This window comes from Paraburkholderia tropica, assembly GCF_914484835.1.
Lineage (GTDB): Bacteria > Pseudomonadota > Gammaproteobacteria > Burkholderiales > Burkholderiaceae > Paraburkholderia > Paraburkholderia tropica_A.
Genome location: NZ_CAJZAR010000044.1, coordinates 77491 through 103584 on the forward strand (window position 1 = coordinate 77491; position 26094 = coordinate 103584).

Genomic DNA, 26094 nt, shown 5'->3' on the forward strand with positions numbered 1-26094 from the left:
TGTCGCTATACGCTGCGCTGACAACTGCGGTGACACCACGCCCAATCCGTCAACCTGAACGACGAAAGCAAACCCACACGCGCTTCCTCTCGTCGCAATCAGCGCAATTCAGATAACTGCGCGCCTACCAATGCGCTCCCAACTCCCCGCGCGCGACAAACTGGCCTTGACCGCTCGGACCGACCCACTCGCCTTCTTCGATCAGGCATTCGCCGCGCAGCAGCACGGTCTTGACCTGCCCCGTCACGTTGCGCCCTTCGAATAGCGTGAAATCGCACGCGCTATGCTGCGTTTGCGCGCTGATCGTCTGCGTGGCGTCCGGGTCGAACAACACAATATCGGCATCGCTACCCACCGCAATCGTCCCCTTTCGCGGAAACAGGCCGAACAGTTTCGCAGGCGCCGTCGACGTCAATTCCACGAAGCGATTCAGCGAGATGCGCCCGGTGCCCACGCCGCCGTCGTAGACCACGGTCATGCGCGTCTCCACGCCCGGCACGCCATTGGGAATGCGCGAAAAATCGTTCTCGCCGAGCGGCTTCTGATTGACGCGTCCCAGGTGTCCTTCCTTCAAACAGTACGGGCAATGATCGGTCGAGATCAGTTGCAGGTCATCGGTCTTGAGCGCGGTCCACAGCGCGTTCTGCGACTCTTTCGAGCGCAGCGGCGGGCTCATCACGTAGCGCGCGACATCGAAGCTGTCGTCGGCGTAGGCGGAATCGTCGAAGAACAGATAGTGCGGGCAGGTTTCCGCGAACACGGGAATGCCCAGATCGCGCGCCTCGATCACATGCTTGAGCGCTTCCTTCGCCGACAGATGCACGAAATACACCGGCGCTTCCGCGAGTTCCGCGAGTTTGATGCCCCGATGCGTGGCCTCGCCTTCCATCAGCGCGGGCCGCGTGAGCGCGTGATAACGCGGCGACGTGTGGCCTTGCTCAAGCGCCTCGCGAATCAGCAGGTCGATGACCGTGCCGTTTTCCGCGTGCAGCGCAATCATTCCGCCATGCTGGCCGACCATGCGCATCGCGCGAAAGATCGCGGCGTCGTCGGACATGACGGTGCCCGGATACGCCATGAACATCTTGAAGCTCGACACGCCTTCGTGACGGATCGCGTAACGCATGTCGCCGAGCACCGATTCGTCGACCTGCGTCACGATCACATGAAAGCTGTAGTCGATATGCGAGACCGATGCGGCCTTGGCCTGCGCGCGCGCGATCGCGTCGAGCGGACTCGTGCCCGTTTCCTGCAACGCAAAGTCGATGATGGTCGTCGTGCCGCCGAACGCCGCTGAGCGCGTGCCCGTGTCGAACGTATCGCAGGTCACCGAGGGGCCGAAGGTGTTTTCCATGTGCGTGTGCGCATCCACGCCGCCGGGCAGCACGAGCCGCCCCGTCGCGTCGATCACGCGCGTGTCCGGTCCGGCTTCGAGCTGCACGCCGATGCACACGATGCGTTCGCCTTCGATCAGGATATCGGCGTGGTAGTCGTCGACAGCGGTGACGATGCGGCCGCCGCGTATGAGGGTTCGCTTCGCTTGGGTCATGAATGGCTCCGGTGAGGAACGGCGGAATCGGCTGAATCGATTGAATCGGCGGCCAGCGCGTGCGCCAGCGCGGCTTCGAGGTTGCGGATCTCCTGCGCGTCGAGCGGCGCGACGGGCGGCCGCATCGCCGCGCCCGGCAGGTGGCCGAGCAAATGCAGACAAGCCTTCAGGCGCGCGTTCGCGAGAAAGCCCGGCGCGGTGCCGTAGATCGCTTTCGCGAGTGGATAGACGCGCTCGTGCAGCTTGCGTGCGGTCACGAGATCGTTGCCCTGCATCGCGCGATAGAGTTCGACGATCAACTCCGGCACCACCGCCGCGAGACTCACGAGCGAGCCCTCGGTGCCCACGGCGAAGCACGTCATCAAATGCTCGTCGCCCGACGCCATCACCGCGACGTGCGGCGCGAGCGCCTGCACGAGCCGGCGATTCGCCTCATAACGCGCGGTCTCCCAACTGCCCTCCTTGATCGCGACGACGTTCGGCAGCGCGACCAGCGCCGCCAGCATCTCCGGCGTGTACGCCATCGCGCCCGTGCCCACGCCCGCCTGATAGAGCATCAGCGGCAACTGGGCGTTCGCGTTCGTGATGCGATGGTGCGTGACGACCGTCGCGAGGTCGGTGGACAGCGTCCACGAGTACGGCGGAAACAGCAGCAGCGCGTCGGCGCCTGCCGCTTTCGCATCGTCGGCATGCGCTTGCGCCTGATAGCTGTCCTCGGAATTGATACCGGCGACGATGATCGACTGCGCGCCGCACATCTCGCGGGCGATCTCCACCACGCGCCGCTTTTCCTCGCGCGAAAGCGCGAAGTTTTCACCGGCATGACCATTGATCAGGAGTCCGACTATTCCGTCGACGGACGCGACCTGCGCGAGATGACGGCGCAGCGCATCTTCGTCGAGGTGCCGACCGTCGGCGTCGAGCGGGCACAACGTGGCGGCGTAGACGCCATGAAAAGGAAATTCGCGAACGGGAATCATGGCATCGGTTCTCGGTGAACGCTGGAATGAGTGGAGATGGCGGCGGCCGGGACAACGAGCCGCGCGGGATCGAAAAGAGGCAAATCGGGCTCGCTGCCGAGCATCGCCTGCGCGAGCAGCTTCCCCATGAACGGACCGCTCGTGTAGCCGGAATGCACGCAGCCGATCACCCAGGCGTCGTCGTGGCCCGGAATCGGCCCGAGCATCGGCATGGCGTCCGCGGTTTCCGATTCGAGGCCGAGCCAGATGCGCGCGACGCGTGCGGCGGCGAGTGCGGGGATCACGTGCTGCGCGAGACGGAGATTGCCTTGCAGGTTCTGCGGAATGGTTTCGACGGGGCCGTTCACGCGGTCGCCCACGCCTTGCCAGCCGCCGCCAATCAGCACCGTGCCGTTGTCGAACTGCTTCATCGACAGCAAGCCGTTGGCGATGCTCAACACGGTGCGCATCACGCGCGGCAGGCGTTCGGTGACGATCAACTGGTTGACGAGCGTTTTCACCGGCACGCGCACGTCGAGCATCGCGAGCATCGGTTCGAGCCACACGCCGCCCGCCAGCACGAGGCGCGCGCCGTCGAGACGCAGCGGCGTGCCGTCGCGTCGCTCGGCGTGCACGCGATACGCGCCGCGCTCGCGCTCGATACGGCTGACCGCCGCGTATTCGACGATCTCGACGTTCGCCGCCCGCAACGCGGCGCGATAGGCGCGGCCGGTCAGATACGCGCTCGCGAAACCGTCCATCTCGCAGTGTGCGGCTTCGAGCATCCGCGGATTGAGTCCCGGCTCGACGGCGAGCGCGGCGGCGGGATCGAGCAAGCCGATCTGCGCGCCGTATTCGCGCCGCGCGGCGGCCCGCGCGCGCAACAACTCCTGCTCGGCGGGCGTGAAGGCCAGCGAGAGACCGGGCGCCGCCGTCGCGGCCACGCCCGCGCCGAGCCAGTTTTCGGCGTTCATCCACATGTGCCACGCGTGCATGGCGTACGGCACGAGCGCGGCGCGCGTCATATGCAGCGTGAGCGTGCCCGCGTTCACGCCGGACGCGGCGCGGCACAGCGCATCGCGCTCGACGAGCGCCACGCGCATGCCGCCGCGCGCGAGAAACAACGCGGTCGTGCAGCCCATCACGCCGCCGCCGACCACGACGGCGTCGAAGTCGCGACCGCCCTGCGCGGCGCTCGCCGCGATCGATTTCATTGCGGTATTCACAGCGGCGCCGCCTTCGGAATGGGAATGTCGTCGTAGGTATAGGTGCCCGTGAGCGCGGCGACCGAAGCCGGCCGCAGCGGCGTGCGCGCCGAAAATGCGCCCACGCCTTCGCGCGTTTTGCCGGGCGCGCAATGCGTCAGCAACTCGGCAGCGACGTCGCCGCAACTTCGGCCCTGACACGGCCCCATGCCGCAGCGCGTCCACGCCTTGAGTTGATTGACGTCCTGTGCGCCGGCTTCGCAGGCGGCTTCGATTTCCGCGCGCGTGACGTCCTCGCATCGGCATACCGTCGTGTCCGCGCCGATGCCTTGCACGTGTCCCTCGCGCAGCGCCATCAAGCCCGCCATCGCTCGGCCAAAACGCGCGTCGCGTTCGTGCGTTGCGCGCGCCGAGGCAATTGCCGAATCGGAGACGATGGACGGATTCGCGCCGAGGTCGCGCGCGCACGCGAGTCCGGCCAGCGTGCCGTGTGCGGCGGCCGCCGCCGCGCCCGCGATGCCCGCGCCGTCGCCGCAAACGTAGAGACGTTCGCGCGAGCTGCGGCCATCGCGGTCGATATCGGCGATCCATCCGCCCGCCGCGCGGTCGTATCGATGACGCGCGCGCAGAAGCCGCGTGATCTCCGTCGACGGCACGAGGCCGTGCCCCACGGCGACGCAGTCCACATCCACCATGCGCCGCGCACCGGCGACTGCACGCCCGCTCGCATCGCAAGGCGCGAGCGTCGCGCGCAGGCGCTCGCCCACGGGTTCGACGCGCTCAAGCGTGTGACGCGCGTAACGCGGCGTGCCCGCGCGGCGAATCGCGCGCCACCACGCAAAGCCCTGCGCCAGCAAGTCGGGACGCGTCACGAGCGCGGGCAGCGTGCGCAGCCAGTCCGCACTGCTGGCGAGATCGGCAATGGCCACGACTTCGCCGCCGCCCGCGATCGTCTTGCCCGCGACCGCCGCGAGCAACGGACCGCAGCCCGCCACCAGCGTCGTGCGTCCGGGCAGCACGCCCTGCGCTTTCAAGAGAATGGTCGCCGCGGCGAGGCCGATGACGCCCGGCGTGGTCCAGCCTTCGAACGGCACGACGCGCTCGGTCGTGCCCGTCGCCACGATCAACGCCCGCGCGGTGCAATGCAACGGGCCATCCGGCCCGACGGCATCGACGCGATAGTCGCCCGTCACGGCCCAGACCGAGTGGGCCGAGAAGACCCGCACGGGGCTCGCGGCCAACGCGTGGCGCAACGCGTCGCCGGCTTGCCGGTCGGCCTCGCCGTGCGCCGGGATGCCCGCATGCGGCGCGCGATACACCTGGCCGCCCGCCTGCGCGTTTTCATCGAACAAGGCGACCGTAAGGCCGCTCGACGAAGCGGCGAGCGCCGCCTGCACGCCGGCCGGCCCGGCGCCGATCACGATCAGGTCGAACTCATTCATGGCGCGCCGAGCCTTCGTCCAGATCCACGGTCTCCACGCGCATCTGCGCGCGCACGGGCGTCTGACATGCCAGCGCGCGCCGGCCGTCCACCATCACGAGACATTCCTGACACGAACCCATCAGACAAAACATGCCACGCGCGCCATGCGATCGCGGACTCGTGCGCAAACAGCGGATACCCAGAGCGAACAGCGCCGCCGCGACGCTCTCGCCGTCGCGCGCGGACACGGGCCGGCCGTCGTAAATCAGCTCGACGCACGGCGCTTCGCGCAGACCGTGTACATGCATCCCATCGTCCGAAGCCATCTTTTTACACCTCGCTTGACAAGGAATTTAGGCGATGTTTTGATCCTATCGTATACGAACCGTATACGACAAATCGCCAAAAATAAGGCGCACGCGCAGACGGTTCGTCGCCTCGATCCACCCTCACGCTTCTCACGGAGTCAGCAGATGAAACCTTCGATGTGGGGACGCATGCTCGCCGCGACGGTCGCGGCAGCCGCGTTGCTCGGTTCTACCGGCGCTCATGCGCGCACGCTCGACGAAATTCTCGCCTCGAAAAAGATCGTCTTCGGGATCAATCCGAACCTGCCGCCGCTCGGCACCTACGACGCCAAAAACAACATCGACGGCTTCGACGTCAGCGTGGCGCGCAAGATCGCCGACGGCCTCGGCGTGAAGCTGGAGATCGTGCCGGTCGGTTCGAACGACCGCGTTCCGTTTCTGATGACCGACAAGATCGACGCGGTGATGGGCGGCATGACGCGCAACGCCGACCGCATGAAGGTCATCGACTTCACCGATCCGGTGAACACCGAAGTGCTCGGCGTGCTGACGACCGCGGGCAAGCCGTACAAGGACTGGACGCAACTCAACGATCCGTCGGTGCGGCTCGTGCAGGTGCGCGGCACGACGCCCGTGAAACTCATTCAGGACAAGCTGCCGAAGGCGCAACTGCTGCTGCTCGACAACTACCCCGATGCGGTGCGCTCGATCGCGCAAGGCCGCTCCGATGCGCTGATCGACGTGCTGGATTTCATGCTCAGTTATACGAAGCAATATCCGGTCAAGTGGCGCGTGGTCGATACGCCTATCGAAGTCGATTACGACTGCGTGGGCGTGAAGAAAGGCAATACGGCGCTGACCGAGCGCCTGAACAAGGAGATCGCGACCATGCAGAAGTCGGGCTATATCGCCGCGAGCTGGAAGACCTGGTTTGGCAGCCCGATGCTGTACGACCCGACCGCCGCGCCGCCGGCCGTCGCCTCCGCACAGTAAGTGACACGCACGCAGGCGCCGCAAGGCGCTTGCGCGGATTGCACCTTGATCTTTAATCCTTGTTCCCAAGGAGCGCACACGACATGACGCTTCAATTCGGGCCCGTTCTCGAGCAATGGCCGTATCTGCTCGGCGGCGCGTGGCTCAGTCTGCAGATCGCCGTGCTGGCCTTCGCGTTCGGCATGCTGATCGGTCTCGCGTGCGCGTCCATTCAGCGTTTCGGACCGGCGTGGCTTGCCCGCGTCGTGAGCCTGTATGTGACGTTCGCAACGAACACGCCGCAACTCGTGCAGATCTTCTTTCTCTTTTTCGCGCTGCCGCAAGCGGGCATCACGCTCTCGCCGTACGCGGCGGTGCTGATCGGCGCAACGTTCAATGCGGGCGCTTACCTGTGCGAAATCCAGCGTGCCGGGTTTGCCTCCGTGCACCGCACGGAGATCGAGGCCGCTGAAGTGCTGGGCTTTTCCTCGCTGCAAATCGTTCAGCACGTGATCTTTCCTCATGTGGTCAAGGTCATGTTTCCTCCCTTGTCGAATCAGTTCATCATGATGACGCTCGGTACCTCGATGGCGTCGGTATTCGGCGTGGAAGAACTTACCGGCCGCACTTACAACATTAGTTCGGAAACCTATCTTTCTGTGGAAGCGTTCACGGTGACGGCGGGTATTTATATCGTCATCACGCTGCTGGCGACGCTCGCGCTGGCCCTGTTCGGCCGATACGTGTGCCGCGCCCGAGTGAAGGTGTTTTGATGCCAGATTCGACCATTCAGGAAGTCGCGCAACTGTTTTCGCATTACAACCTCCTGCTGCTTCTGGACGGCTTCGGCACGACGCTCGCGCTCTCCGCCATCGGTTGCCTCGCGGGATTCGCGGGCGGCTTTGCGATCGCCGTCGTGCGCGCGACGCGCTCGCGCGCGGTCGCCCCGTTGCGCGCGCTGGCATTCGTCTGGTGCATGCTGTTCCGGCGCGTGCCCTTCCTCGTCACGCTGATGCTGGTGTTCTTCGTGACGCAGTCGCTCGGCGCGAATTTTTCGACGTTCACGGTGGCGCTCGGCAGCGTGTGCCTGATCGCGAGCGCGTATCTCGGGGAAATCGTGCGCAGCGGTCTCGATGCCGTGCATCGCAATCAATGGGAAGCCGCGCAAACCCTGAACTTCAGCTTCATACAGACGCTGCGCCACGTCGTCATGCCGCAAGCGTGGCGCGTGATCCTGCCGCCGACCTTTGCGTTCTTCGTCATGTTCATCAAGGACACCGCGCTCGCCTCGCAGATCGGCGTCATGGAACTGACGTCGGCGGGCAAGGTGCTCAGCAACAAAGGCTTTTCCGCGACGATGGTGTACGGCACGGTGCTGGTGCTCTACTTCGCCATGTCCTATCCCCTCTCGCGTCTTGGTAAGCGCCTGGAGAAGAATTTTGCCGCAACTCGAAATCGTTGATCTGAAAGCGTCCTATGGCACGCAAACGGTGCTGGAGCGCATCAACCTGCGCGTCGACAAAGGCGAGATCGTCAGTCTCATCGGGCCGTCCGGTTCGGGAAAGAGCACGCTGCTGCGTGTGCTGATGGGCCTGCTGCCGCCCGAAGCGGGCGCGGTGCGCCTGAACGGAAAAGAGGTCGATTACGCGAGCAAGGCCGCCGTGCGCGCGCTGCGCTCGGACATCGCCATCGTGTTCCAGCAGTACAACCTGTTCCAGAACATGAGCGTGATGGACAACGTGACCATCACGCCCACGCGCATCAAGGGCTGGCCGCGCGCCGAAGTCGAACGCGATGCGAAGCGGCTGCTCGAACGCGTGGGCCTCGGCCATCGCCTGAAAGCGTATCCCGACGAACTGTCCGGCGGACAGCAGCAGCGCGTCGCCATTGCGCGTGCGCTCGCGCTCAAACCCAAGGTGCTGTTTCTCGACGAAGTCACCGCCGCGCTCGACCCCGAACTCGTGAACGAAGTGCTCGACACGATTCGCGAGCTGGCCTCGGACGGCATCACGATGTTCATCGTCTCGCACGAAATGAGCTTCGTGCGCGAAGTCTCGTCGAAAGTCGTGTTCATGGCCGGCGGCCACGTGGTCGAAACCGGCACGCCGCAGCAAATCTTCGACTCGCCGCAAGAAACGCGCACGCGCGAATTCGTTGGCAAGATCCTGCGCCATTAACCGAATTTTCGAACGCTCGCATCAAAAGCCCCTGTTTTAAAGGCATATCGAATGACAGACGCACACACCACCACCGCATTGTTCCAGGCCATCGACCACAATTTCGACAACGAAATTGCGTTTCTCGCCGACCTCGTTCGCCGCCCTTCCGACAATCCGCCCGGCTACTGCGCGGAGCACGCCGAACTGACGGCGCTAGCGCTCGAAGCACTCGGCTTCGACGTGGAACGCCATCGCGTACCGACGCCGGTTGTCGAGCGCGCGGGCATGATCAGCGCGACGAATCTCGTCGTGCGGCACCGCTTCGGCGCCGGGCCGGTGATCGCGCTCAACGCGCACGGCGACGTGGTGCCGCCGGGCGAAGGCTGGAGCGCCGACCCTTACGGCGCCGAGATTCGCGACGGCTGGATGTACGGGCGCGGCGCGGCCGTATCGAAGTCCGACTTCGCGACGTATGCGTTCGCGCTCAAGGCGCTGATCGACACGCGCGCGCCGCTCGCCGGCACGGTCGAATTGCACCTCACCTACGACGAGGAAAGCGGCGGCCTGATCGGTCCCGGCTGGTTGCTCAAGGAAGGCATCGTGAAGCCCGATTACGCGATTTGCGCCGGGTTTTCGTATGCGATCACGACGGCGCACAACGGCGCGATCCACCTCGAAGTCACCGTGCGCGGCAAGTCGGCGCATGCGGCGCGCCCCGACACCGGGCACGACGCGCTCGAAGCCGCCGTGCGCGTGCTCAACGCGCTGTACGCGCATCGCGAAGACCTGCGCCAGATCCGCTCGGCCACGACCGGCATCGAGCATCCGACGCTCGTGGTCGGGCTGATCGAAGGCGGCATCAACACGAACGTCGTGCCCGACAAGGTCACCTTCCGGCTCGACCGCCGCGTGGTGCCCGAGGAGTCCGCGCAAGACGTGCTCGCGCAGTTGCGTTCCGTGATCGAGACGGCCGCGGCGCTGCCCGGCATCTCGGTCGAGATTCGCGAAGTGCTGGTGACATCGCCGCTGCGTCCGATCGACGGTGCGGAGCGTTTGACGTCGGCTTTGCAGGAAGCGGCGGAAGTCACGCTGGGGGCGCGCATTCCCGAGGAAGGCGTGCCGCTCTACACCGACGCGCGGCTGTATTGCGAAGCCGGCGTGCCGGCGGTGATCTACGGAGCGGGACCGCGTACGCTGCTGGAGGCGAACGGCCATCGCGCGGATGAGCGCGTCAAGATCGAGGATGTGCGTCTTGCCACGCGCACGGTGGCGCTGGCGCTGACGAATCTGCTGGGCGGTTGAGACCAAGGGAAAGGAGCGGCGCGCAAGCGCCGCTCCTTATGACGCGGCGGGTTTAGCTGCCGGACCCTTCGGCAAGCCGTTCGAGCACGAAGCGGCGCAGATTCTGCAGATGCGTGCGCATGGCGCTGCGTGCGAGATCGGCATCTTCCGCGAGACACGCTTCGAGAATCGCGACGTGCTCGGCACGATCCTCTTCGATCCGGTTGAACGGCGTGGCGAGTTCGAACAGGCGGCTATTCGTGCGCACGATGTCGATGGTGCGCGCCAGCACTTCATTGCCGCCCGCGCGCGCCATGAGCGTGTGGATCTGGTCGTCGACCTGCCAGTGCGCCTGCTCCTGCTGGCCGCTGCTCAAGGCACGCGTTTTCTTGATGAGCGCCTGAAGCTGCTTCTTGTCGATCTTGCCGACCGCCAGCCCCACGGCTTCGACCTCGAGCATCTCGCGCACTTTCATCGCCTGAAAGTACTCCTGCACGCTCACGAAGCGCACGGAATAGGAACGCGCGCCCGCGCGCACGAGCAGGCCTTCGCCTTCGAGACGCAACAGCGCCTCGCGCATGGGCGTACGGGAGATTTTGAGTTCTTCTGCGAGCCGCCCTTCGACGACGGCACCGCCGCTGCGCAACGCCTTATCGAGAATCATGCGGCGCAGCGTCTGATAGGCGAGTTCGCCTAGCTTCTCGGAATTGGATGTGGACGGATTGGACACGATATCGAGTGACGACACTATGCTGTCAGTATACGATAAGTATACGGTCAGGCATAGAGTATGCCAACTTGCGTTGTATCGTCGGCCCTGAAACTTTGAACGAGGAAGGTGCAATGCCTCTTTACGACTATCGATGCGAGACTTGCGGCGTGTTTGAAAGTACGCGCAGTGTGGCCATGCGCGACAGTGCGCCATCGTGTCCGGAATGCGGCGAGGCCACGCAACGCGTCACGGTTACGATGCCTCGACTGGCTCGCTCCTCGGATCAGGACAATCAAGAGACGTCGCCCGACGGTCGCTACGGCATGCGTCATGCAGCTGCGTGTTCATGTTGTTGAACGCCGTGCCGAAACCGGCCGGTGGAATACTTGCGGGCTGAAAGACCAAAGGCCTCAGGCCATTCCACCTCGGCTTCGCGTCCGCCCGTCGCCGCGAGTGCAGAAACGTCGAGGCGCAATGTCAGCTTCAGCGGACCGAGATACAGACGCGCACCGAGATGCGCGGGGCGCGCACGAAGGCGCAACGTGATACTTCACTTCTGGCGAATATTGACTCGCTGCCCGACCTCGTTTGTTCGGATTGTTCCGATTGTTTGGCACCGCCGTCTTCCCGTACGATGGTTGCATCGTCCACATTTGCTTTGTATCGACGAGGAATCCAGGCAAGCCTGGAATTGTGAATGCATTCACTTAATGCAATATGCATTATTGAAATGCATAAGATTGCAATTTGTAATGAATTTGAATGACTACCTTGTTTCGAATTTCTGTCATTCCATGGCGACTTAAAAGAACAATAAAGAATTGCAAACATATGCCGTAAATCAACCATGCCTACGTCGAACGAAACACGTTGTTCAACCTGGCATCGCCGCGTTTCAAACAATTCAAAACCTACCGGGGATAATGAAATGAAGACGTTCTATCGCACTCTGTCGCTCGCAGTCGGCGTCACGATGCTTGCAGCTGGCTGTGCATCGGGACCGCAGTACAAAGAAGTGGCCTCGTCGATTCCGACGCTCACCGCCGATCACGGCCGAATCTACTTCTTCCGCGCTGACGGTTTCGGCGGCGCCATGATCCAGCCGGAAGTCAAGCTTAACGACAAGGTCGTCGGGCGATCCGTACCGGGTGGATTCTTTTATGTAGACGAGGTTCCCGGCGATTACACGGTGTCAACGACGACCGAGACGAAGAAAGAGGTGACGTTCACCCTGCACGCGGGCGACACGAAATACGTGCGGACTTCTATCAGCATGGGCATTCTGGTCGGGCATATCACGCCGACGCTGGATGACCCGGAAACGGCACCTCACGAAATCGAGCAACTCAAATACACCGGGACGCCAGTGACAACCGCCGTCCAATAAAGCTTTTGATTTGAACGGGCCGGGAGACATCTGGGTGCATCGCTACTCACGTGTTGACCGGCTGCATGACCTACACGACATGGTTATCTACTCCGTGGATAACCATAGTCGAAGTCAGAACACAACAGCGCACCCATTTCGGGCGATTTTTTGTCGTTATATATAAAAGATTGTCGCTTCGGCGCTGCCTGAATCGTGGCATCGATTCAATGGCGTGTGTTCGAAAAACGCCTAGCGCCCCATGCGCCGGTCGTAGCTGCGCGAAATCCGCCCGAGCAGCGATGGATCTCGTGCATCGGCGGAATTGAACTGCACGATCACGCTGCCATCGCCTTGCTGACGCACGTTCGCAGTGACGGTGCTCCCGTCGATGGTGCCGGCTATCGCGCCGGTGCCAGGGTCCTGAACGGTCATCGTCAGGCCCTCGTCGCGCATCGCGCCTGCGGCCGCGGAAAAGGACCGGTCGAAACTGGCGGGCTGCATGACCACGGTGCCGGGCGGCGGCGCGTAGTAGTAGGGACATCCCGCCAGAGAAAGCAGGCCGGCGCACACGCCTGCAAGCATGAGCCGTCTCGCGACGGCGCCATACCCGGCACCATACGAAGCGCGCAATCCACGGCCATCTCGCAATAAGCTCATCATGGTTCTCCTCGGACGATGCGCGAAGCGTAGCGTGTGCGCCTGAATAGGCAACGAAAATGCGTCGCGCGCGGCACCCGGCCACCGACCATCAGCAATGCCAGGTGTTTTCTGGCATGTTCTCCGTGCCGACCATTCGCGCGCCGTAGAACGCCTCACTCGCTATTGTCATCGCTATTGCTATCGCGATCGGGAACCTTGCTCCACCCCGGCCCCGGATCGAACGATTTCATGGCCCGCGCCTTCGTTGCACTCTCGGGCCCGAGGTCGCGCTCATAAACCTGACCGGAATGGCTCACCATGAACGTCTTGATGCCCGTTTCGCCGTACTTCACCGGCCAGGCGATCACAGCGAAGCCGCCAAACAGCTTGCCATTCACGACGTAGTCATACGCGCCGCCGGGCGCGTTGGGGCCCTGCGATTCGAGCAACTTGAAGTGGTAGCCGTAATAGCCGGCGTTTTGCGCGTTGCGCGAACTCGCATCGATGAAGGCTGCGCCGAGTGGACTGGGGGTGTCATCGGCCCCAGTCGGCCAGTACAGGCCGTCGTGCTTGCCAGGCGAGCTCACCATCTTCGACGCGTAGGCGAACACCCCCACGCCGTCGTGATTGGTCTGAGCGTATTCGCGCTGCGCATCGAAGACTGCGAGCATCGTCTGGATGACGGCCAGTTCGTCGCGGCCGATGCGCCGCAAGCGCATATCCTGCGCGCCGGTCCGCGTATCGAAATGCCATCCCCGATCGTTCTTGACGAGCGGAACCGGGAACGTCCAGCCGTTGTCGCCCACGACGATATTGGCGTGTCCGTCTTCCGCCTGCTGGATGGTGTGGGACTTGGCCCACTCGGCAATGAAGGTGTCCCGCACGGGCGCGCCGATGGGCGGGATCAACTCCCGAAAGTCACTGCCGAAGATCTTGCGCAACGCGTCCTCCCGGTCCTTGACGACCGCGTCGCCAAAGGCATTCATCGCTGCCTCCGGCGAACTGAAGTTCTCCTGGGCGCGCGCCGACGGCGGCACCGCGATGGACAGCACAACGCCCGCCGCGAGGCTCGCGAACGTCAGCTTCAGGAACTTGCGCATACCGCGTGGATGACCGTTCATGGTTCGCTCCCTAGCGTCTGCCACCGCGTCCGCCGCCGCGCATACCGCCCGATGGTCGGTTGAAGCCCGAGCCCTGCGTGCTCCGGCTGCCTCTGTCGAAGTTGCGCTGCGAAGCGCCGCCGCTGCCGCCGACGCCTGAAAACGCGCCATCGCTCCCGCCGCCAATTCCACCGCCGGAACCGGCGCGATTGCCCGGGGCACTGCGATCGGCCACGCCGCCCCGGTTTGCACCCGCTGAGCGGTCCGCCACCGCGCCGCGATTGCCCGCTCCTGCCCGGTCGCCTCCGGCCATGCGGTTGCCCGCTTCAGCACCGCGTCCGCGATACTGGGAGCGCCGGTCGGCTCCGGGCGACCCGGCGAACTTGTCGCGCGTGGCGTTATCGCGGTAGGCGACGCCCTGACGATGGCTCGCATCGTGTTGCCAGCGGCCGCCCCGCTCGCCGTTCTTGAGTTTCGAACTGTCGAAGTTGCGGTCGACGTTCCGCGCCCGGTCGGAGTTGATGTTGATGTCGTCTCCGCCCCAACACGAGTTGCAGTCCGCGAAGATCGCACCGGCAGCAACAAGGCCGATGCCGAAGGCGAGGCCCGCGCCCGGATAGTAGCCGGGATAGTAGGCCGGGTACGGTGGCCAGTAGTACGGCGGATAGGCCGGATAACCCCACCCTCCGTACACGACGGTCGGATCGTAGGCGGGCACATAGATCACCTGCGGATTGGCGGGCTCGATCTTCACGATGGTCTGCCCGCCGCCAGCGGGTGCCTGCTCGACGATCACGTTTTGCTGCTCGTTCGATTTGAGGTTGCCCGACTGCTGCGCCCGCGCCCGCAAGCGCTGCACGGCATCGAAGACGTCTTTTTGCTGAGCAAGAAAGGCGTCGCCGAGCTTCTGGGTCCAGTCGATCTTGTCGTTCATCGGCTCAAGAATCTGCGGGAACGCCACCATCGATTTCACACTCGTATCCCACGGCTCGTTCTGGACCGCCTTCACGGCATCGTCGCCCTTCACATTCGGATTCGCTTTCACCCAACGCGCGGCGTGCACGATCTCCAGCGGATAGGTCGACGCCATCAATACCTGCGCCAGCAAGGAGTCCGGGTAGAGCGCAATTGGCGCGACGAGCGCATCGAGTTCCTCCGGCTTGAATGGCGCGGGGCCCAATGACTCGGCGGCCGATGCAGCGGGCGCCGATGAGGGGGACGCTGCTGGTGCGGTGCTCAATGGCGCGGAGCCAGATGGCGGGACCGCCGTCGCGCCATGATCGGCACACGCCGAAATTGTCGCCAGCAAAACCAGCCATAAGAATAAGGCTCTCATCCCTCGGGCTTTCCAATTGTTCATGGCCACTCCTTCCGGCGGTTTGTTGGCGCGGACCAGGACACTTTCCTGGCGGTCGCAGAACCGTCCGTTGCTTGCGTGGTTCGCTGCCCGGATGGTTTGGGCGTCGACAGGAATATCAGCAAAACGAAAACAAACATCGTGAATCAGCCGGAGCGTGCAGTTCCCGATTGCGCAGACCAGATTCCGGGCGCGAACCCTCCCCAAGCAATAAGACAGCTGAACTTCGGGCGGGTCAATGAGACCTTGGTCTCACAGGTCTGGGACGATGGGTTAGCGGAATGGCGCGTTGATGCGTTTGGGCATATCGAAGGCTGACGACGTCCAGGCGCTGAACGGCGAGGCGACGTTGATCGCAGCGACCGCTCACCCGCCCATGGTATGAAGCAGCGCAGACGGAGACAGTCCCTGCACGCGCGCTGCACTGAAGCTGCGGTGCCCGGCAATCGTCAGACAACCACTGAGTTCAGATAATCCGGCTCGGAGCATTCATGAATTTTTCTCACATCGTCATGCAACCGCAGACCCATTGTTGAATAAAGTCGGCGACCATAAACTGACGCTCGATTCATCTGGTTTAGCCCGCGCTCAATGGAACGCAATCGCAATGACCAGGCGACGGGTGCCCGGCGCAAATGAGCAACTCGCCCGCCATACGCTCCCGTTCATGCTGGCAGCGCCCGACGTCGAAATAACGCTTTATCTGCGGCGTGCCGCGCGCCTCGATCCTCTCGATCGATCGCGTGTGCGCACGGTCACGCAAAAGGGCGAACCGTTCGTCGGGCACACGACATTGCGCTCGACAGCCTGTCGAATCTCATCGTCAAACTCGTCGCCACGCCCGCCCTGCACGTCCATTGCAGCCTCGGCGTGAGCGACACCTGAACGTCCTCTCATGCCTGATTCCACACCGCCCCGCGCCACGTTCGATGTGGCGCGCGGCCACAACGTTCGCATACTTGCCATCCTGAGCATGCTGATGGCTTTTGCGTCTATTTCGACGGACCTTTACCTGCCCGCCCTGCCCGCGATGAGCCTGGCGCTCCATGCCAGTGCCGGCATGATGGAGTACACCATTTCGGGCTATCTGGTGGGCTTCAGCCTCGGACAGCTGTTGTGGGGCCCGATTGCTGACCGCTACGGCCGACGCGCGCCCGTCGCCATCGGTCTTGTGTTGTTCGTCATTGGCTCCGCTGGCTGCGCGATTTCGCAGACCCCTGCCGCCATGATCGGCTGGCGCATCGTGCAGGCAATCGGCGCCTGCGCGAGTGTGGTGCTCGCACGCGCAATGGTCCGCGATCTCTACACCGGACATCGCGCCGCGCAGATGATGTCGACGCTCATGACGGTCATGGCCGTAGCGCCGCTGATCGGCCCCAGCGTGGGCGGCATGATCCTCCACTTCGCGTCGTGGCGCGCCATCTTCTGGACCTTGGTGGGCGTGGGGCTCGCCACGCTCCTGGCGCTCGCTGCACTGCCTGAAACGCTGCCGCTTGCGCGGCGCAATCACGAGCCACTCGCCCGTGCGCTGGGCAACTATGGCCGCTTGCTGCGTATCCGACGGGTGCTCGGCTATGCGGGCGCCGGCGGATTTTTCTACGGCGCCCTGTATGCGTATATCGCCGGCACGCCATTCGCGTACATCACTTACCATCATCTGTCGCCGCAGTGGTATGGCGTGCTGTTCGCCGCGGGCATTGTCGGCATCATGCTCACGAATCTGCTCAACGCGCGCTTCGTCGCACTCTTCGGCAGCGATCGCCTGATGCGGAGTGGAACGGTGGGCGCCGCCATCGCCGGATTGCTGCTCGCATTCGATGCTCGCACGGATTGGGGCGGCCTCATGGGCCTGTTCTTGCCGCTCTTTCTCTTCGTCTCGGCGACCGGCTTCATCGTCGCGAACTCCATCGCGGGCGCACTGGGTTGCGCGCCCGAGCGCGCGGGCGCCGTCTCAGCACTGATTGGCGCGATCCAGTACGGCACCGGCATCGCAGGCTCCGCGCTCGTGGGCGTGCTGGCCGACGGCACGCCGTGGCCCATGGGCTGCGTGATCGCGTTGATGGGGCTCGCTAGCGCAGCGAGCGCGCTGACGCTCGTAAAGGGCGAATCCCTCGAGACGCCGCCGCTGCGCCGAGCGAGTTGAACGTTCTTTTCTCTCGCCATCAATTCGCTGATTGCACCACTCGCTTGCGTGCATCAGCGTGACCGATCCGACGCCTCAACACGATGAGAAAAGATTCCGATCTTTGAGCATAAAACTAATACTTTTAGGCATGACACTTCGCTTCGCGCCTTATAAAGTCCAGCGAATGCGTATCCGGTGCCATCATGGCCGCCCGCTCGCGCAACAACCGCAGTCAACCCAAAGCCCGGCTCAAGTCTGCTGGCGTTAGCAAAATACCGCGCCTGCACAGGCATCCGCCCTTCACTCTTCGCCGCTCCGCCGGTTATCCGACGGCCCGCATTCGCATCTTTAAAGAGGTCTAGATAGATGAACATTATCGTGAACGGAGAATCGCATGCATTCTCCGGTGATGCAGAAATGCCGTTGCTCTGGTATCTGCGGGACGAACTCGGCCTGACGGGAACGAAGTTCGGTTGCGGCATGGCGCTATGCGGCGCGTGCACCGTACATCTCGACGGACAGCCCGCGCGCGCCTGCGTGACGCCCATCGGTTCCCTTCAGGGCCGTCGCGTCACGACGATCGAAGCGATGCACGATCAGAAGATCGGCGCCGCCGTGCAAACCGCCTGGGTCGACGGACAGGTGCCGCAGTGCGGATACTGCCAGTCCGGCCAGGTGATGTCGGCCGTCGCCCTGCTCAGCACGAAAGCGAACCCGACCGACGCCGATATCGACGCGGCGATGAGCGGCAACATCTGCCGCTGCGCGACGTATAACCGGATTCGCGAGGCCATCCACGTCGCAGCGGAGACCCTCAAACATGCGTAAGCCGCTCCCTCATCCCATGGCTTCGCGCGCGTCGGGTCAGCGCAGCGAAGCCATCGTGCTCAGCAGGCGCCAGTTCCTGGGCAGCGCTGCGGCGCTCACGCTCGCCGTCGGCGCTGTCGGTTTCCCTGGCGGCATCGCGCTCGCCGCGTCGCTGGACCCGGCCAGGCTGACGTTCGAGCCCAACGCGTTCATTCGCGTGGAAGCGGACGGCACGGTGACGGTGGTCTCGTCCTATCTGGAGATGGGCCAAGGCACGTTCACCGGTCTCGCAACGCTCGCCGCCGAGGAACTCGACGTGCCGCTTGCCGCGGTCAAGGTCGTCGCGGCCCCCGCCGACGTGAAGCGTTACGCGAACCCCATGTTCGCGCAGATGGGCTGGACGGTGCAAGGCACGGGCGGCAGCACCGCCATGGCCGGCGCGTGGAAGCAAATGCGTCAGGCCGCTGCCGCCGCGCGAATGATGCTGGTCGCCGCAGCGGCGAAGCAATGGAAAGTCGCGCCCTCGTCGCTGCACGTCGAGGCGGGCGTGATTATCCATGCCGCTTCAGGCCGCCGTGGCGGCTACGGCCTGTTCGTCGCCGATGCCGCGCGCGAGCCCGTGCCGACGAACGTCACCGTCAAGCATCCGCAAGCGTTTCAGCTAATCGGGCGCGCGAAAACGCAGCGTGTCGACATTCCTTCGAAGGTGGATGGCTCGGCCATCTATACGCAGGACATCAAGCTCCCCGACATGCTGGTGGCAGTCATCGCGCATCCGCCTCGCATCGGCGCAAAGGTCGCTCATGTCGATGCGAGCGCCGCCAGGGCAATCGCGGGCGTCGTCGCCGTGGTCACCGTTGCCGGCGATGCGGAAGTCCAGGGCGGCGTCGCCGTGCTCGCACGCAACACCTGGGTCGCTCGACAGGGTCGCGACGCCCTCAAGATCACGTGGGACAACAGCCATGCCTTCGCCATGGATACGCACGCGATCTACGCGCAATACCGCGCGCTCACCGATCAACCCGGCGTATCGGCTGCGAACCGGGGCAAGGTCTTGAGCGAAGCGCCGTCGGGCGGCAAGTTCATCGACGCGATCATCGAGCAGCCGTATCTCGCGCATGCGGCCATGGAACCGATGAACTGCCTCGTTCATCTCCATGCGGACCGCTGCGAGATCTGGAATGGCGAACAGTGGCACACGATGGATCAGGCGTCCGCTGCGAAAGAACTCGGCTTCAAGCCCGAACAGGTGACGATCAACCAACTCTACGCAGGCGGCAGTTTCGGGCGTCGCGCGAATCCGCATAGCGATTATGTCCGCGAGGCCGTGCGTATCGCGCGCGCGGCGCGTGCGCAAGGCGTCACGTCGCCGGTGAAGCTGGTCTGGATGCGCGAAGAGGACATGCGCGGCGGCTACTATCGGCCGGCCACGGTCCACCGGGTGCGCCTCGCGATCGACAAAGCGGGCGATCTTGTCTCGTGGAATCAGGACATCGTCGGACAGAGCTTCTTTCCGCCGGGTGCAGATGGCGTCGACGAAGTCCTGGTCGAGGGCTCGGCAGACAGTCCCTACGCGATCAAGAACTTCAAGGTCACGCAGCACATAGCGAAATTGCCCGTCCAGACGCAATGGATGCGATCGGTGGGACATACGCATGCCGCTTTTGTCGGCGAGACCCTCATGGATGAAGCCGCACGCGCAGGCGGTAAGGATCCCTATGCGTTTCGCCGTGCGCTGCTCGCCGACAAACCGAGACATCGCGGCGCGCTCGATCTCGCCGCCCAGAAGGCAAACTGGTCGAGCCCGCTCGCGGCAGGCGCAAGCGGTACGCGGCGCGGCCGCGGCATCGCGCTGCAATTCGCCTTTGGCACCTATGTGGCACAGGTCGCGGAAGTCACAGTGGCGTCGGACGGCTCGTTCACGGTCGATCGCGTTGTGTGCGCGGTGGACTGCGGGACGGTGATCAACCCCGATATCGTGGCGGCGCAGGTGGAAGGCGGCATCGGCTTCGGCCTCACGTTTCTCCGCGCCGCCATCACGGTCGAAAACGGGCACATCAGGCAGGGCAATTTCAACGATTACCCGGTGCTGCGCATGAGCGGCATGCCAGTTGTAGAAGTGCATATCGTGCCGTCGAATGAAGCGCCAACCGGAATCGGAGAGCCAGGCGTACCGCCGATCGCGCCCGCCGTGGTCAATGCGCTCGCCGCCGCGACCGGTGCCACGGTCCGGTCATTGCCGCTGGGCGACACGCTGCGCCCTGCCTGATATCCCTTGCTGCTTCGAGTTCATCCAACGTGAAAGTCTCCCGCCTTGCTGGCCTGGCCCTATTGGTCATCGCCGCGGCCGCCGCCGTCTTCGGCGGCCGCGCCCTGCTCACCCCTGTCGGGCCGGAACCGCAACCGCCTGTGGCCGGCGCGCCGGCGAATCTGGCCGCGTCCATCGCGCACGGCGAATACCTCGCGAAAGCCGCCGATTGCGTCGCCTGCCACACCGCGCAAGGGCATACGCCTTATGCGGGCGGCCGCGCGTTCCGTCTTCCCTTCGGCACGGTCTATTCCACCAACCTGACGTCCGATCCCGACTTCGGCATCGGGCGTTGGAGCGACGACGACTTCGTGGACGCGGTGCGCAAAGGCGTCGGTTCGCACGGGCGTCTGTACCCGGCGATGCCGTACACCTCCTACGCGAAGATGAGCCGCGACGATGTGCTGGCGATCAAACGCTATCTGATGACGCTAGCGCCCGTCCACGAGGCTCCGCCCGATAATTCGCTATCCTTTCCATTTAACCAGCGCTGGGGCATGGTGTTCTGGAATCTGGCCTTTTTCCACGAGCAGCGCTTCATGCCCGACGCGTCAAAGAGCGTCGAATGGAATCGCGGCGCCTATCTCGCAACCGCGCTGGGACATTGCGGCGAATGTCACACGCCGCGCAATGCCGGCTTTGCGATGAAGTCCCGCGACTATCTCTCGGGCGCGGAAATCGAAGGCTGGAAGGCCTATAACACGACCGCCGACAAGAGCTACGGCATTGGATCGTGGACTGACGAGCAGGTCGCGCAATACCTGTCTCTGGGCCATGCGCCCGGTCGTAGTTCGGCATCGGGACCGATGGCCGACGTTGTCGAACACAGTCTGCAATATCTGACACCGGACGACATCAACGCGTTGGTATTGTACTTACGCAGCATCACGCCCGCCGAAGGTGACGCCAGCATGCGCTCGACAGTCGACCTCCAGCCGTCAGCGGCGCGCGCATCGAATCCGGTCCTTCCAGGCACGGTAGCAACGACTGGCGCGATGTCGCGTGGAGAACACCTTTTCGCAGGCGACTGTGCAGGCTGTCACCAATGGAATGGCGCCGGACGACAGACCGATTACGCGTCGCTGATCGGAAGCCATGCCGTCAACGATCCGTCGGGCGCGGCGCTCGTTCAGGTGTTGCTGCACGGCACGAGTCTCACCGTCGGCGGGCGTACGCAACAGATGCCGGGATTCAGCGAAGCGTACTCGGATTCGGATATCGCAGCGGTCGCCAATTTCGTGCTGAGCCACTTCGGATCGAAGCAGGGTACCGTGACCGCCGCGCAGGTCTCGGCGGCGCGCGCGGCGAAGTAAGGTGGGTGCATGATCGTTCGGACTGGCGAGCGCGGCCTGCCGCCGCGCAACGTCGGCGACCGTGGCTTCGGCACGGTGTCCATGCGCGTATCTATCGGCGGAGGTCTTTAGGCATGGACGCCATCGATCTCATGGCTTTTCGCGCGGCGCGCGACTGGCGCTCGAACGGCCATCGCGTCGTACTGGCCACCGTCGTCAGGACATGAGGCTCCTCGCCTCGCCCTGTCGGCGCGATGAAGTCCTGCGCGATGACGGCAAGACCGTGGGCAGCGTGTCCGGCGGTGCAGCAACTGCGCCCGATTCCGTCGCGACTCGACTTTGTTCTGTTCAGGTATAGCCTGAAGTAGCACGCCGTGTCTCCGAACGCTGGTTCGGCCTTGCGAGCGTCCGGTTCGGACAGCCTCGGCAAGCTGGATCCGGGCGTAGTCAGCCACAAGCAGTCGTTCGGTGGCACTCAAAATCGCACGTTCAAAGGGCCGCTCCACACGCCAGATCAGCCAGTCGTTCCATCGCAGCTATTTTCGGAGGCGCGGCGCATCCTCGAATAACACTCCGCTTTACCGAGTCCTCTCCGCATCTTGCGCATGATTCGCATATGCATCCGCTATGAGCTTTTAGGCACTTTCGCCAGTAAAGCCGCCGGACGCGATGATGGTCTCGCGACAGACGTGCCGAATGCCCTTCCCGTCACGTTGATCTCGCGCGTCTCCTGCTCGACGATCACCTCAAACTCTTCAATATCCATCACTCGCGGTACACCCCGTGCCGCCTCGACGACGCTTACGTCCTCCCCACGAAGTGAACGCAGCACCGTAGGCGTCTCCGGTCCCATCCCGCCCGTACCGCCGGAATAGACCGGACGCCCCGCATTGTCGCGACATGATTGACCCGATCGTCTCCACTATGTCCAGCCGCAAACGTGCTTGGCGTGCCGTTTCCTGAAGCGCCCTTATGTCAAAGACGGCCACCGCGCGTCCTCAATCAGTTTTTTCCTAGACATATCATCCAATTTCAGATAATTTGACAAGCAAATTTTTCACCCTCCCACTCGCTCCACAGGTGCCGAAATGTTGCCCACTGGCTTCACTGCCGCCCGCCATGCAGCCCCCACTCAAAAACCAAGCGACGCCACACTTCTGACCCTTTCCGGCCCGCAGGTTCAACCGCTGCTGAAACCGGATGAGGTGCTTGAAGCCGTGCGGGAAGCCTTTGTTCTGCATAGCAGCGGCAAAGGCCGTGTTTTCCCTGTAGTGCGTGAGCGCCTCGACACCGGCGGTACCTTCGGCATCAAGTCAGGCGATGTGCAAGACGAGGCTCTGCTTGGCTTCAAGGCTGCCGGCTTCTGGCATGCCAACCGGTCCGTCGGTGGCGAACCGCATCAAGCAACCGTGATGCTTTTCGACCCAGCGACCGGAAGACCCCTATGCATCGTCGACGGCAACGCCATCACCACCGCTCGCACCGGAGCGGCCGGAAAGCTGGGACTTCAAACACTTGCGCGCCCCGACAGCAAACGCCTATGCGTGTTCGGAAGCGGCGTCCAGGCCCGCGTCCAGTTAGATCTGGCGCTGGACGTGTTCCGGGAAATCGAAATAGTCAGATACGTCACGTCTCGCGGCAAACCGGATACCGATTTCGAAGCAGCGTTCGCTGGGCGATGTGCGCTCAAACACAGCATCGATCCAAACGAAGCCGTATCCGAAAGCGATATCGTCATCACGGCGACGCCGGGCAGCGGGCCGCTGTTTTCGGCTGATGCCGTGAGGCCGGGTACGCACATCAATGCGGTCGGCACCGACACGAAAGGCAAGCGCGAATTGCCCGAAGGCATCCTGCAAAAAGCGCGGATCTTCGTAGACGATAAAACGCAAAGTCGCCAGATTGGCGAGGGTCAGTGGGGCGACAAGCAAGACGAAATCGAAATCGGCCGCATCCTGGCTGGCGAAATTGAAGTATCACGCCAACCGGACGACATCACCCTGTTCGATATGACGGGACTGGCATTGCAGGATCTCACTGTCGCCCGAATGCTTTATCAGCGCGCACTCGCCGACGGACACGGCACGCCCATCGCATGGCCGTGGTGAGGATCACCTCATTACAGGCTGCCCCTTTGTCGTCATTCCCGCGAAAAAATCTCGAAACTCTTGCCTGAAGGCCCATCCCCATGAAGATCGGACTCCTGAACTGTGGCGGCACCATCACGGAAAACTATCAACCTGATGGCACGATCAAGCGTCTATTGGCACGCGATCTGATCGCATTGAGCGGCCAGACAGGATGGATCGGACATGACATCGATCCTGTCGATAGCTGCGATCTGACCTTCGCCTCGATTTGCCGCGCTCGTGATGTCATGCGGCAGGACCGGGAGAGCGAAGCTTTCGTCATGTGCTGCGGCACGGACGCAATGGAAGATGTCGCCTACGCGGCCGCTCTGCTTTTCGATCGTGACCGGCCTGTCGTTTTGACTGGCGCTGCAATCCCCGGCGGTAATGCCAATGCCGATGGTCCACGCAATCTGGCCGATTCTGCCAATCTCGCACGAGCCATGCCGCCGGGCGCGAGCGCCCTCGTTGCCTTCGCGGGACGGATTTTCGATCCGACCTCGATCGTCAAGATCTGGCCGCAGGCCATTCAACCCTTCGGACCGGAAACCGCGATCCGCGGCTCCATCGACGCCGATATCGTTACGCTCGCGGGGTCGGGAATCGTTGATGAGAATTACGCGGAACTCGATGTATCCGATCTCGGCGCACGCGTTGCGATCGTCATGGAAACCTTCGGATCGCTCGTGGGCTTCCCGGATGTGTCCAAACTCGACGGTATCGTCGTGGCAGGCAAAGGCGCAGGCGGATTCTCCGCGGAGTCTGAGAAACTTCTGAGCGAAGCCGCACGGCACGTCCCTGTCGTGCTATCGACACGCTGCGCCCAGGGTTTCCGGGTCAATCCAGCGGTAACCAAATATGCCTATGATCACGCGCACAACCTCGGCCTGACCACGGCAGGTTATGACGGTCTGAATGCATCAAAGGCACGGATCAGGCTGATAGCCGAACTTGGTCGCGCAATGCGTAGCGAAAAGGCTGGGCGCTGATCGGCGCGCCAGTTCCCAATACAAGTCGAGATAGTGTCCTTAAGTGCCCTCATGCTGAGCGCACTTAAGGAGTCCGTATGGTTCGGGGCGGAGGCCTGGAAACTCTCGCGTCCGCCCTGCTTCGATTACATCTTCTCGACGTCGAGCAGAGTCCGCTTGCCGCCGACGTGCTTGTAGAGCGAGATGGTGCTGTGTTTCAGGTCGCCGTGCTCGTCGAACTGAATATTGCCAATCAGGGTGTTGAGATTGGTCGAGGGCATGGCAGACAGGATACCCGCGCGCGTGATCGAGTTTGAGCGCTTCATGGCATCGACGATCACGTAGACGGCACTGTACGCAACGGGCGAGTAGACCACCGGATCGTGGCCATACGCGGCCTTCAATTCCTTGCCGAACGCGGCGCTGCCGGCCATCGCGGACAGATCGCCGCCCGCGACCGAGCAGACCAGATTGTCGGCGGCGTTGCCAGCCAGCCTGGCCACGTCGGTTGTGCAGACGCCGTCGCCCGCCAGAATCTTGCTGCGAACCGCCAGCTGCATGGCCTGCTTGGCGAAGGGACCGCCGGTGGCGTCTTCGCCGCCATACATGATGGCGTCTGGGCGTTCGGCCTTAATCTTGGTCAGGATGGCCTTGAAATCCGTGGCCTTGTCGTTGGTGGCGTCGCGCGACAGCACCTGGATGCCTTCGGCCTTGGCGGTCTTCTCGAACTCGTCGGCGAGCCCCGCGCCGTATGCCGTCGAATCGTCGACGATGGCAACCGTCTTGAACTTCTGGCTCTTGGCATACTTGGCCAGGGCCGGGCCCTGCTGCGCGTCGGTGCCGATCACGCGGAAGGCCGTCTTGTAGCCTTGCAGCGTGAACTGCGGGTTGGTCGAACCCTGGGTGATCTGGGTCACGCCGTTATCACGGTAGATTTTCGAAGCGGGGATGGACACGCCGGAGTTCAGGTGGCCGATCACGGCTACGACACCGTCGTCGACCAGCTTCTGCGCGACATCCGTACCGGTCTTGGGATCGGCCTGGTCATCCTCCGAATCCACTTCGAGGACGACCTTCTGGCCGCCGATGACCAGATTGCCGGCCTTGTTGATTTGCTGGACGGCGAGCTTCACGCCATCGGCCGCATCCTGGCCCATGTGGGCAACGTTGCCGGTCAGCGGCGCGGCACTGCCGATCTTCACGATCACGTCGGCGAGAGCCGCTTGACTGCAGGTCAGTGCGATGCCGGCAAGAATCAACGCGGCATTGGTGGGGTTGAGTTGAAACTGCATATGCTTGAGCCTCTTGTCGGATTGGGATGCTGGTGAAACATGCCTGCAGAGTCTCCTATCGAAGGTATCGACAGTGGCAATACCTTCGTCTGTGATTATTCTTCAGAGCAGCCCATCAACCGAAAACGCGGGCAAGCTCA

General features: G+C 63.4%; 23 protein-coding genes. 13 read left to right on the forward strand and 10 right to left on the reverse strand.

Translation table 11 applies throughout. The features are described 5' to 3' along the window. Nucleotides 1-124: 124 nt before the first annotated feature. From hydA to LDO54_RS13835, 5 genes are read right to left on the reverse strand one after another with little or no spacing between them, the layout of a single operon-like run. The gene (gene hydA / locus LDO54_RS13815; RefSeq protein ID WP_224011169.1) at nucleotides 125-1549 is read right to left on the reverse strand and encodes a dihydropyrimidinase; all 1425 of its coding nucleotides are present in this window, start codon (nucleotides 1547-1549) and stop codon (nucleotides 125-127) included. Further along, a complete protein-coding gene (locus tag LDO54_RS13820) occupies nucleotides 1546-2529 on the reverse strand; it encodes a dihydrodipicolinate synthase family protein (protein ID WP_224011171.1) in 984 nt (327 codons plus the stop codon). Before LDO54_RS13820 ends, hydA begins: the two co-directional genes overlap by 4 nt. After that, nucleotides 2526-3722 (reverse strand): NAD(P)/FAD-dependent oxidoreductase, encoded by a 1197-nt coding sequence (locus LDO54_RS13825; protein WP_224011173.1) that lies wholly within the window; start codon nucleotides 3720-3722, stop codon nucleotides 2526-2528. The genes LDO54_RS13820 and LDO54_RS13825 overlap by 4 nt, the downstream gene beginning before the upstream one ends. 8 nt (nucleotides 3723-3730) lie before the next feature. Continuing rightward, complete coding sequence (locus LDO54_RS13830) at nucleotides 3731-5155, reverse strand: FAD-dependent oxidoreductase (RefSeq protein WP_224011175.1); 1425 nt, start codon at nucleotides 5153-5155, stop codon at nucleotides 3731-3733. Further along, nucleotides 5148-5462, reverse strand: a complete 315-nt coding sequence (locus tag LDO54_RS13835) for a (2Fe-2S)-binding protein (protein WP_224011177.1) — start codon at nucleotides 5460-5462, stop codon at nucleotides 5148-5150. The genes LDO54_RS13830 and LDO54_RS13835 overlap by 8 nt, the downstream gene beginning before the upstream one ends. Nucleotides 5463-5609: 147 nt before the next feature. Here LDO54_RS13835 and LDO54_RS13840 point away from each other — a divergent pair, with 147 nt between their 5' ends. The 5 genes from LDO54_RS13840 to LDO54_RS13860 all read left to right on the forward strand — a co-directional run bounded on the left by LDO54_RS13840 (nucleotide 5610) and on the right by LDO54_RS13860 (nucleotide 9877). Then, nucleotides 5610-6437 carry a transporter substrate-binding domain-containing protein gene (locus LDO54_RS13840; protein ID WP_224011179.1) on the forward strand — a complete coding sequence of 276 codons (828 nt, stop codon included), beginning with the start codon at nucleotides 5610-5612 and terminating at the stop codon, nucleotides 6435-6437. Nucleotides 6438-6520: 83 nt separating this feature from the next. Beyond that, entirely contained in the window at nucleotides 6521-7189 is a 669-nt protein-coding gene (locus LDO54_RS13845) for an amino acid ABC transporter permease (RefSeq protein WP_224011181.1), read from the forward strand. After that, complete coding sequence (locus tag LDO54_RS13850) at nucleotides 7189-7878, forward strand: amino acid ABC transporter permease (protein WP_224011183.1); 690 nt, start codon at nucleotides 7189-7191, stop codon at nucleotides 7876-7878. The genes LDO54_RS13845 and LDO54_RS13850 overlap by 1 nt, the downstream gene beginning before the upstream one ends. Beyond that, nucleotides 7856-8593, forward strand: a complete 738-nt coding sequence (locus LDO54_RS13855; protein WP_224011185.1) for an amino acid ABC transporter ATP-binding protein — start codon at nucleotides 7856-7858, stop codon at nucleotides 8591-8593. The genes LDO54_RS13850 and LDO54_RS13855 overlap by 23 nt, the downstream gene beginning before the upstream one ends. A gap of 51 nt (nucleotides 8594-8644) precedes the next feature. Next, nucleotides 8645-9877, forward strand: coding sequence for an ArgE/DapE family deacylase (locus tag LDO54_RS13860; RefSeq protein WP_224011187.1), 1233 nt, complete (start codon nucleotides 8645-8647; stop codon nucleotides 9875-9877). A gap of 52 nt (nucleotides 9878-9929) precedes the next feature. Here the strand turns inward: LDO54_RS13860 and LDO54_RS13865 are convergent, their stop codons facing one another. Next, nucleotides 9930-10604 (reverse strand): GntR family transcriptional regulator, encoded by a 675-nt coding sequence (locus tag LDO54_RS13865; RefSeq protein ID WP_224011189.1) that lies wholly within the window; start codon nucleotides 10602-10604, stop codon nucleotides 9930-9932. Between the two features lie 95 nt (nucleotides 10605-10699). On the opposite strand from LDO54_RS13865, the gene LDO54_RS13870 reads away from it, so the two are divergent. Both LDO54_RS13870 and LDO54_RS13875 read left to right on the forward strand, forming a co-directional pair. Then, the gene (locus LDO54_RS13870; RefSeq protein ID WP_224011191.1) at nucleotides 10700-10924 is read left to right on the forward strand and encodes an FmdB family zinc ribbon protein; all 225 of its coding nucleotides are present in this window, start codon (nucleotides 10700-10702) and stop codon (nucleotides 10922-10924) included. Nucleotides 10925-11496: 572 nt separating this feature from the next. Next, the gene (locus tag LDO54_RS13875; RefSeq protein WP_224011193.1) at nucleotides 11497-11955 is read left to right on the forward strand and encodes a DUF2846 domain-containing protein; all 459 of its coding nucleotides are present in this window, start codon (nucleotides 11497-11499) and stop codon (nucleotides 11953-11955) included. Nucleotides 11956-12186: 231 nt separating this feature from the next. Here LDO54_RS13875 and LDO54_RS13880 read toward each other — a convergent pair whose 3' ends face one another. The 3 genes from LDO54_RS13880 to LDO54_RS13890 form a co-directional block, all read right to left on the reverse strand. Next, nucleotides 12187-12594, reverse strand: coding sequence for a hypothetical protein (locus tag LDO54_RS13880; RefSeq protein WP_436975581.1), 408 nt, complete (start codon nucleotides 12592-12594; stop codon nucleotides 12187-12189). Between the two features lie 155 nt (nucleotides 12595-12749). Continuing rightward, nucleotides 12750-13697, reverse strand: a complete 948-nt coding sequence (locus LDO54_RS13885) for a DUF2950 domain-containing protein (protein ID WP_224011195.1) — start codon at nucleotides 13695-13697, stop codon at nucleotides 12750-12752. Nucleotides 13698-13707: 10 nt separating this feature from the next. Next, complete coding sequence (locus LDO54_RS13890; protein ID WP_224011197.1) at nucleotides 13708-15036, reverse strand: DUF3300 domain-containing protein; 1329 nt, start codon at nucleotides 15034-15036, stop codon at nucleotides 13708-13710. Between the two features lie 892 nt (nucleotides 15037-15928). Here LDO54_RS13890 and LDO54_RS13900 point away from each other — a divergent pair. The 6 genes from LDO54_RS13900 (at nucleotide 15929) to LDO54_RS13925 (ending at nucleotide 24683) form a co-directional block, all read left to right on the forward strand. Beyond that, nucleotides 15929-17176, forward strand: a complete 1248-nt coding sequence (locus tag LDO54_RS13900) for a multidrug effflux MFS transporter (protein ID WP_224011200.1) — start codon at nucleotides 15929-15931, stop codon at nucleotides 17174-17176. Nucleotides 17177-17524: 348 nt separating this feature from the next. Beyond that, nucleotides 17525-17986: a (2Fe-2S)-binding protein gene (locus tag LDO54_RS13905; protein ID WP_224011202.1), complete on the forward strand. Its 462-nt coding sequence runs from the start codon at nucleotides 17525-17527 to the stop codon at nucleotides 17984-17986. Nucleotides 17987-18002: 16 nt separating this feature from the next. After that, nucleotides 18003-20234: a molybdopterin cofactor-binding domain-containing protein gene (locus LDO54_RS13910; protein ID WP_436975582.1), complete on the forward strand. Its 2232-nt coding sequence runs from the start codon at nucleotides 18003-18005 to the stop codon at nucleotides 20232-20234. A gap of 29 nt (nucleotides 20235-20263) precedes the next feature. Further along, nucleotides 20264-21586 carry a c-type cytochrome gene (locus tag LDO54_RS13915; protein WP_224011205.1) on the forward strand — a complete coding sequence of 441 codons (1323 nt, stop codon included), beginning with the start codon at nucleotides 20264-20266 and terminating at the stop codon, nucleotides 21584-21586. A gap of 1067 nt (nucleotides 21587-22653) precedes the next feature. Next, nucleotides 22654-23673 carry an ornithine cyclodeaminase family protein gene (locus tag LDO54_RS13920; protein WP_224011207.1) on the forward strand — a complete coding sequence of 340 codons (1020 nt, stop codon included), beginning with the start codon at nucleotides 22654-22656 and terminating at the stop codon, nucleotides 23671-23673. A gap of 80 nt (nucleotides 23674-23753) precedes the next feature. Continuing rightward, nucleotides 23754-24683, forward strand: coding sequence for an asparaginase domain-containing protein (locus LDO54_RS13925; RefSeq protein ID WP_224011209.1), 930 nt, complete (start codon nucleotides 23754-23756; stop codon nucleotides 24681-24683). 125 nt (nucleotides 24684-24808) lie between these two features. On the opposite strand, the gene LDO54_RS13930 is transcribed toward LDO54_RS13925, so the two are convergent. Continuing rightward, nucleotides 24809-25954, reverse strand: coding sequence for a branched-chain amino acid ABC transporter substrate-binding protein (locus LDO54_RS13930; protein WP_224011211.1), 1146 nt, complete (start codon nucleotides 25952-25954; stop codon nucleotides 24809-24811). Nucleotides 25955-26094: the final 140 nt, after the last annotated feature.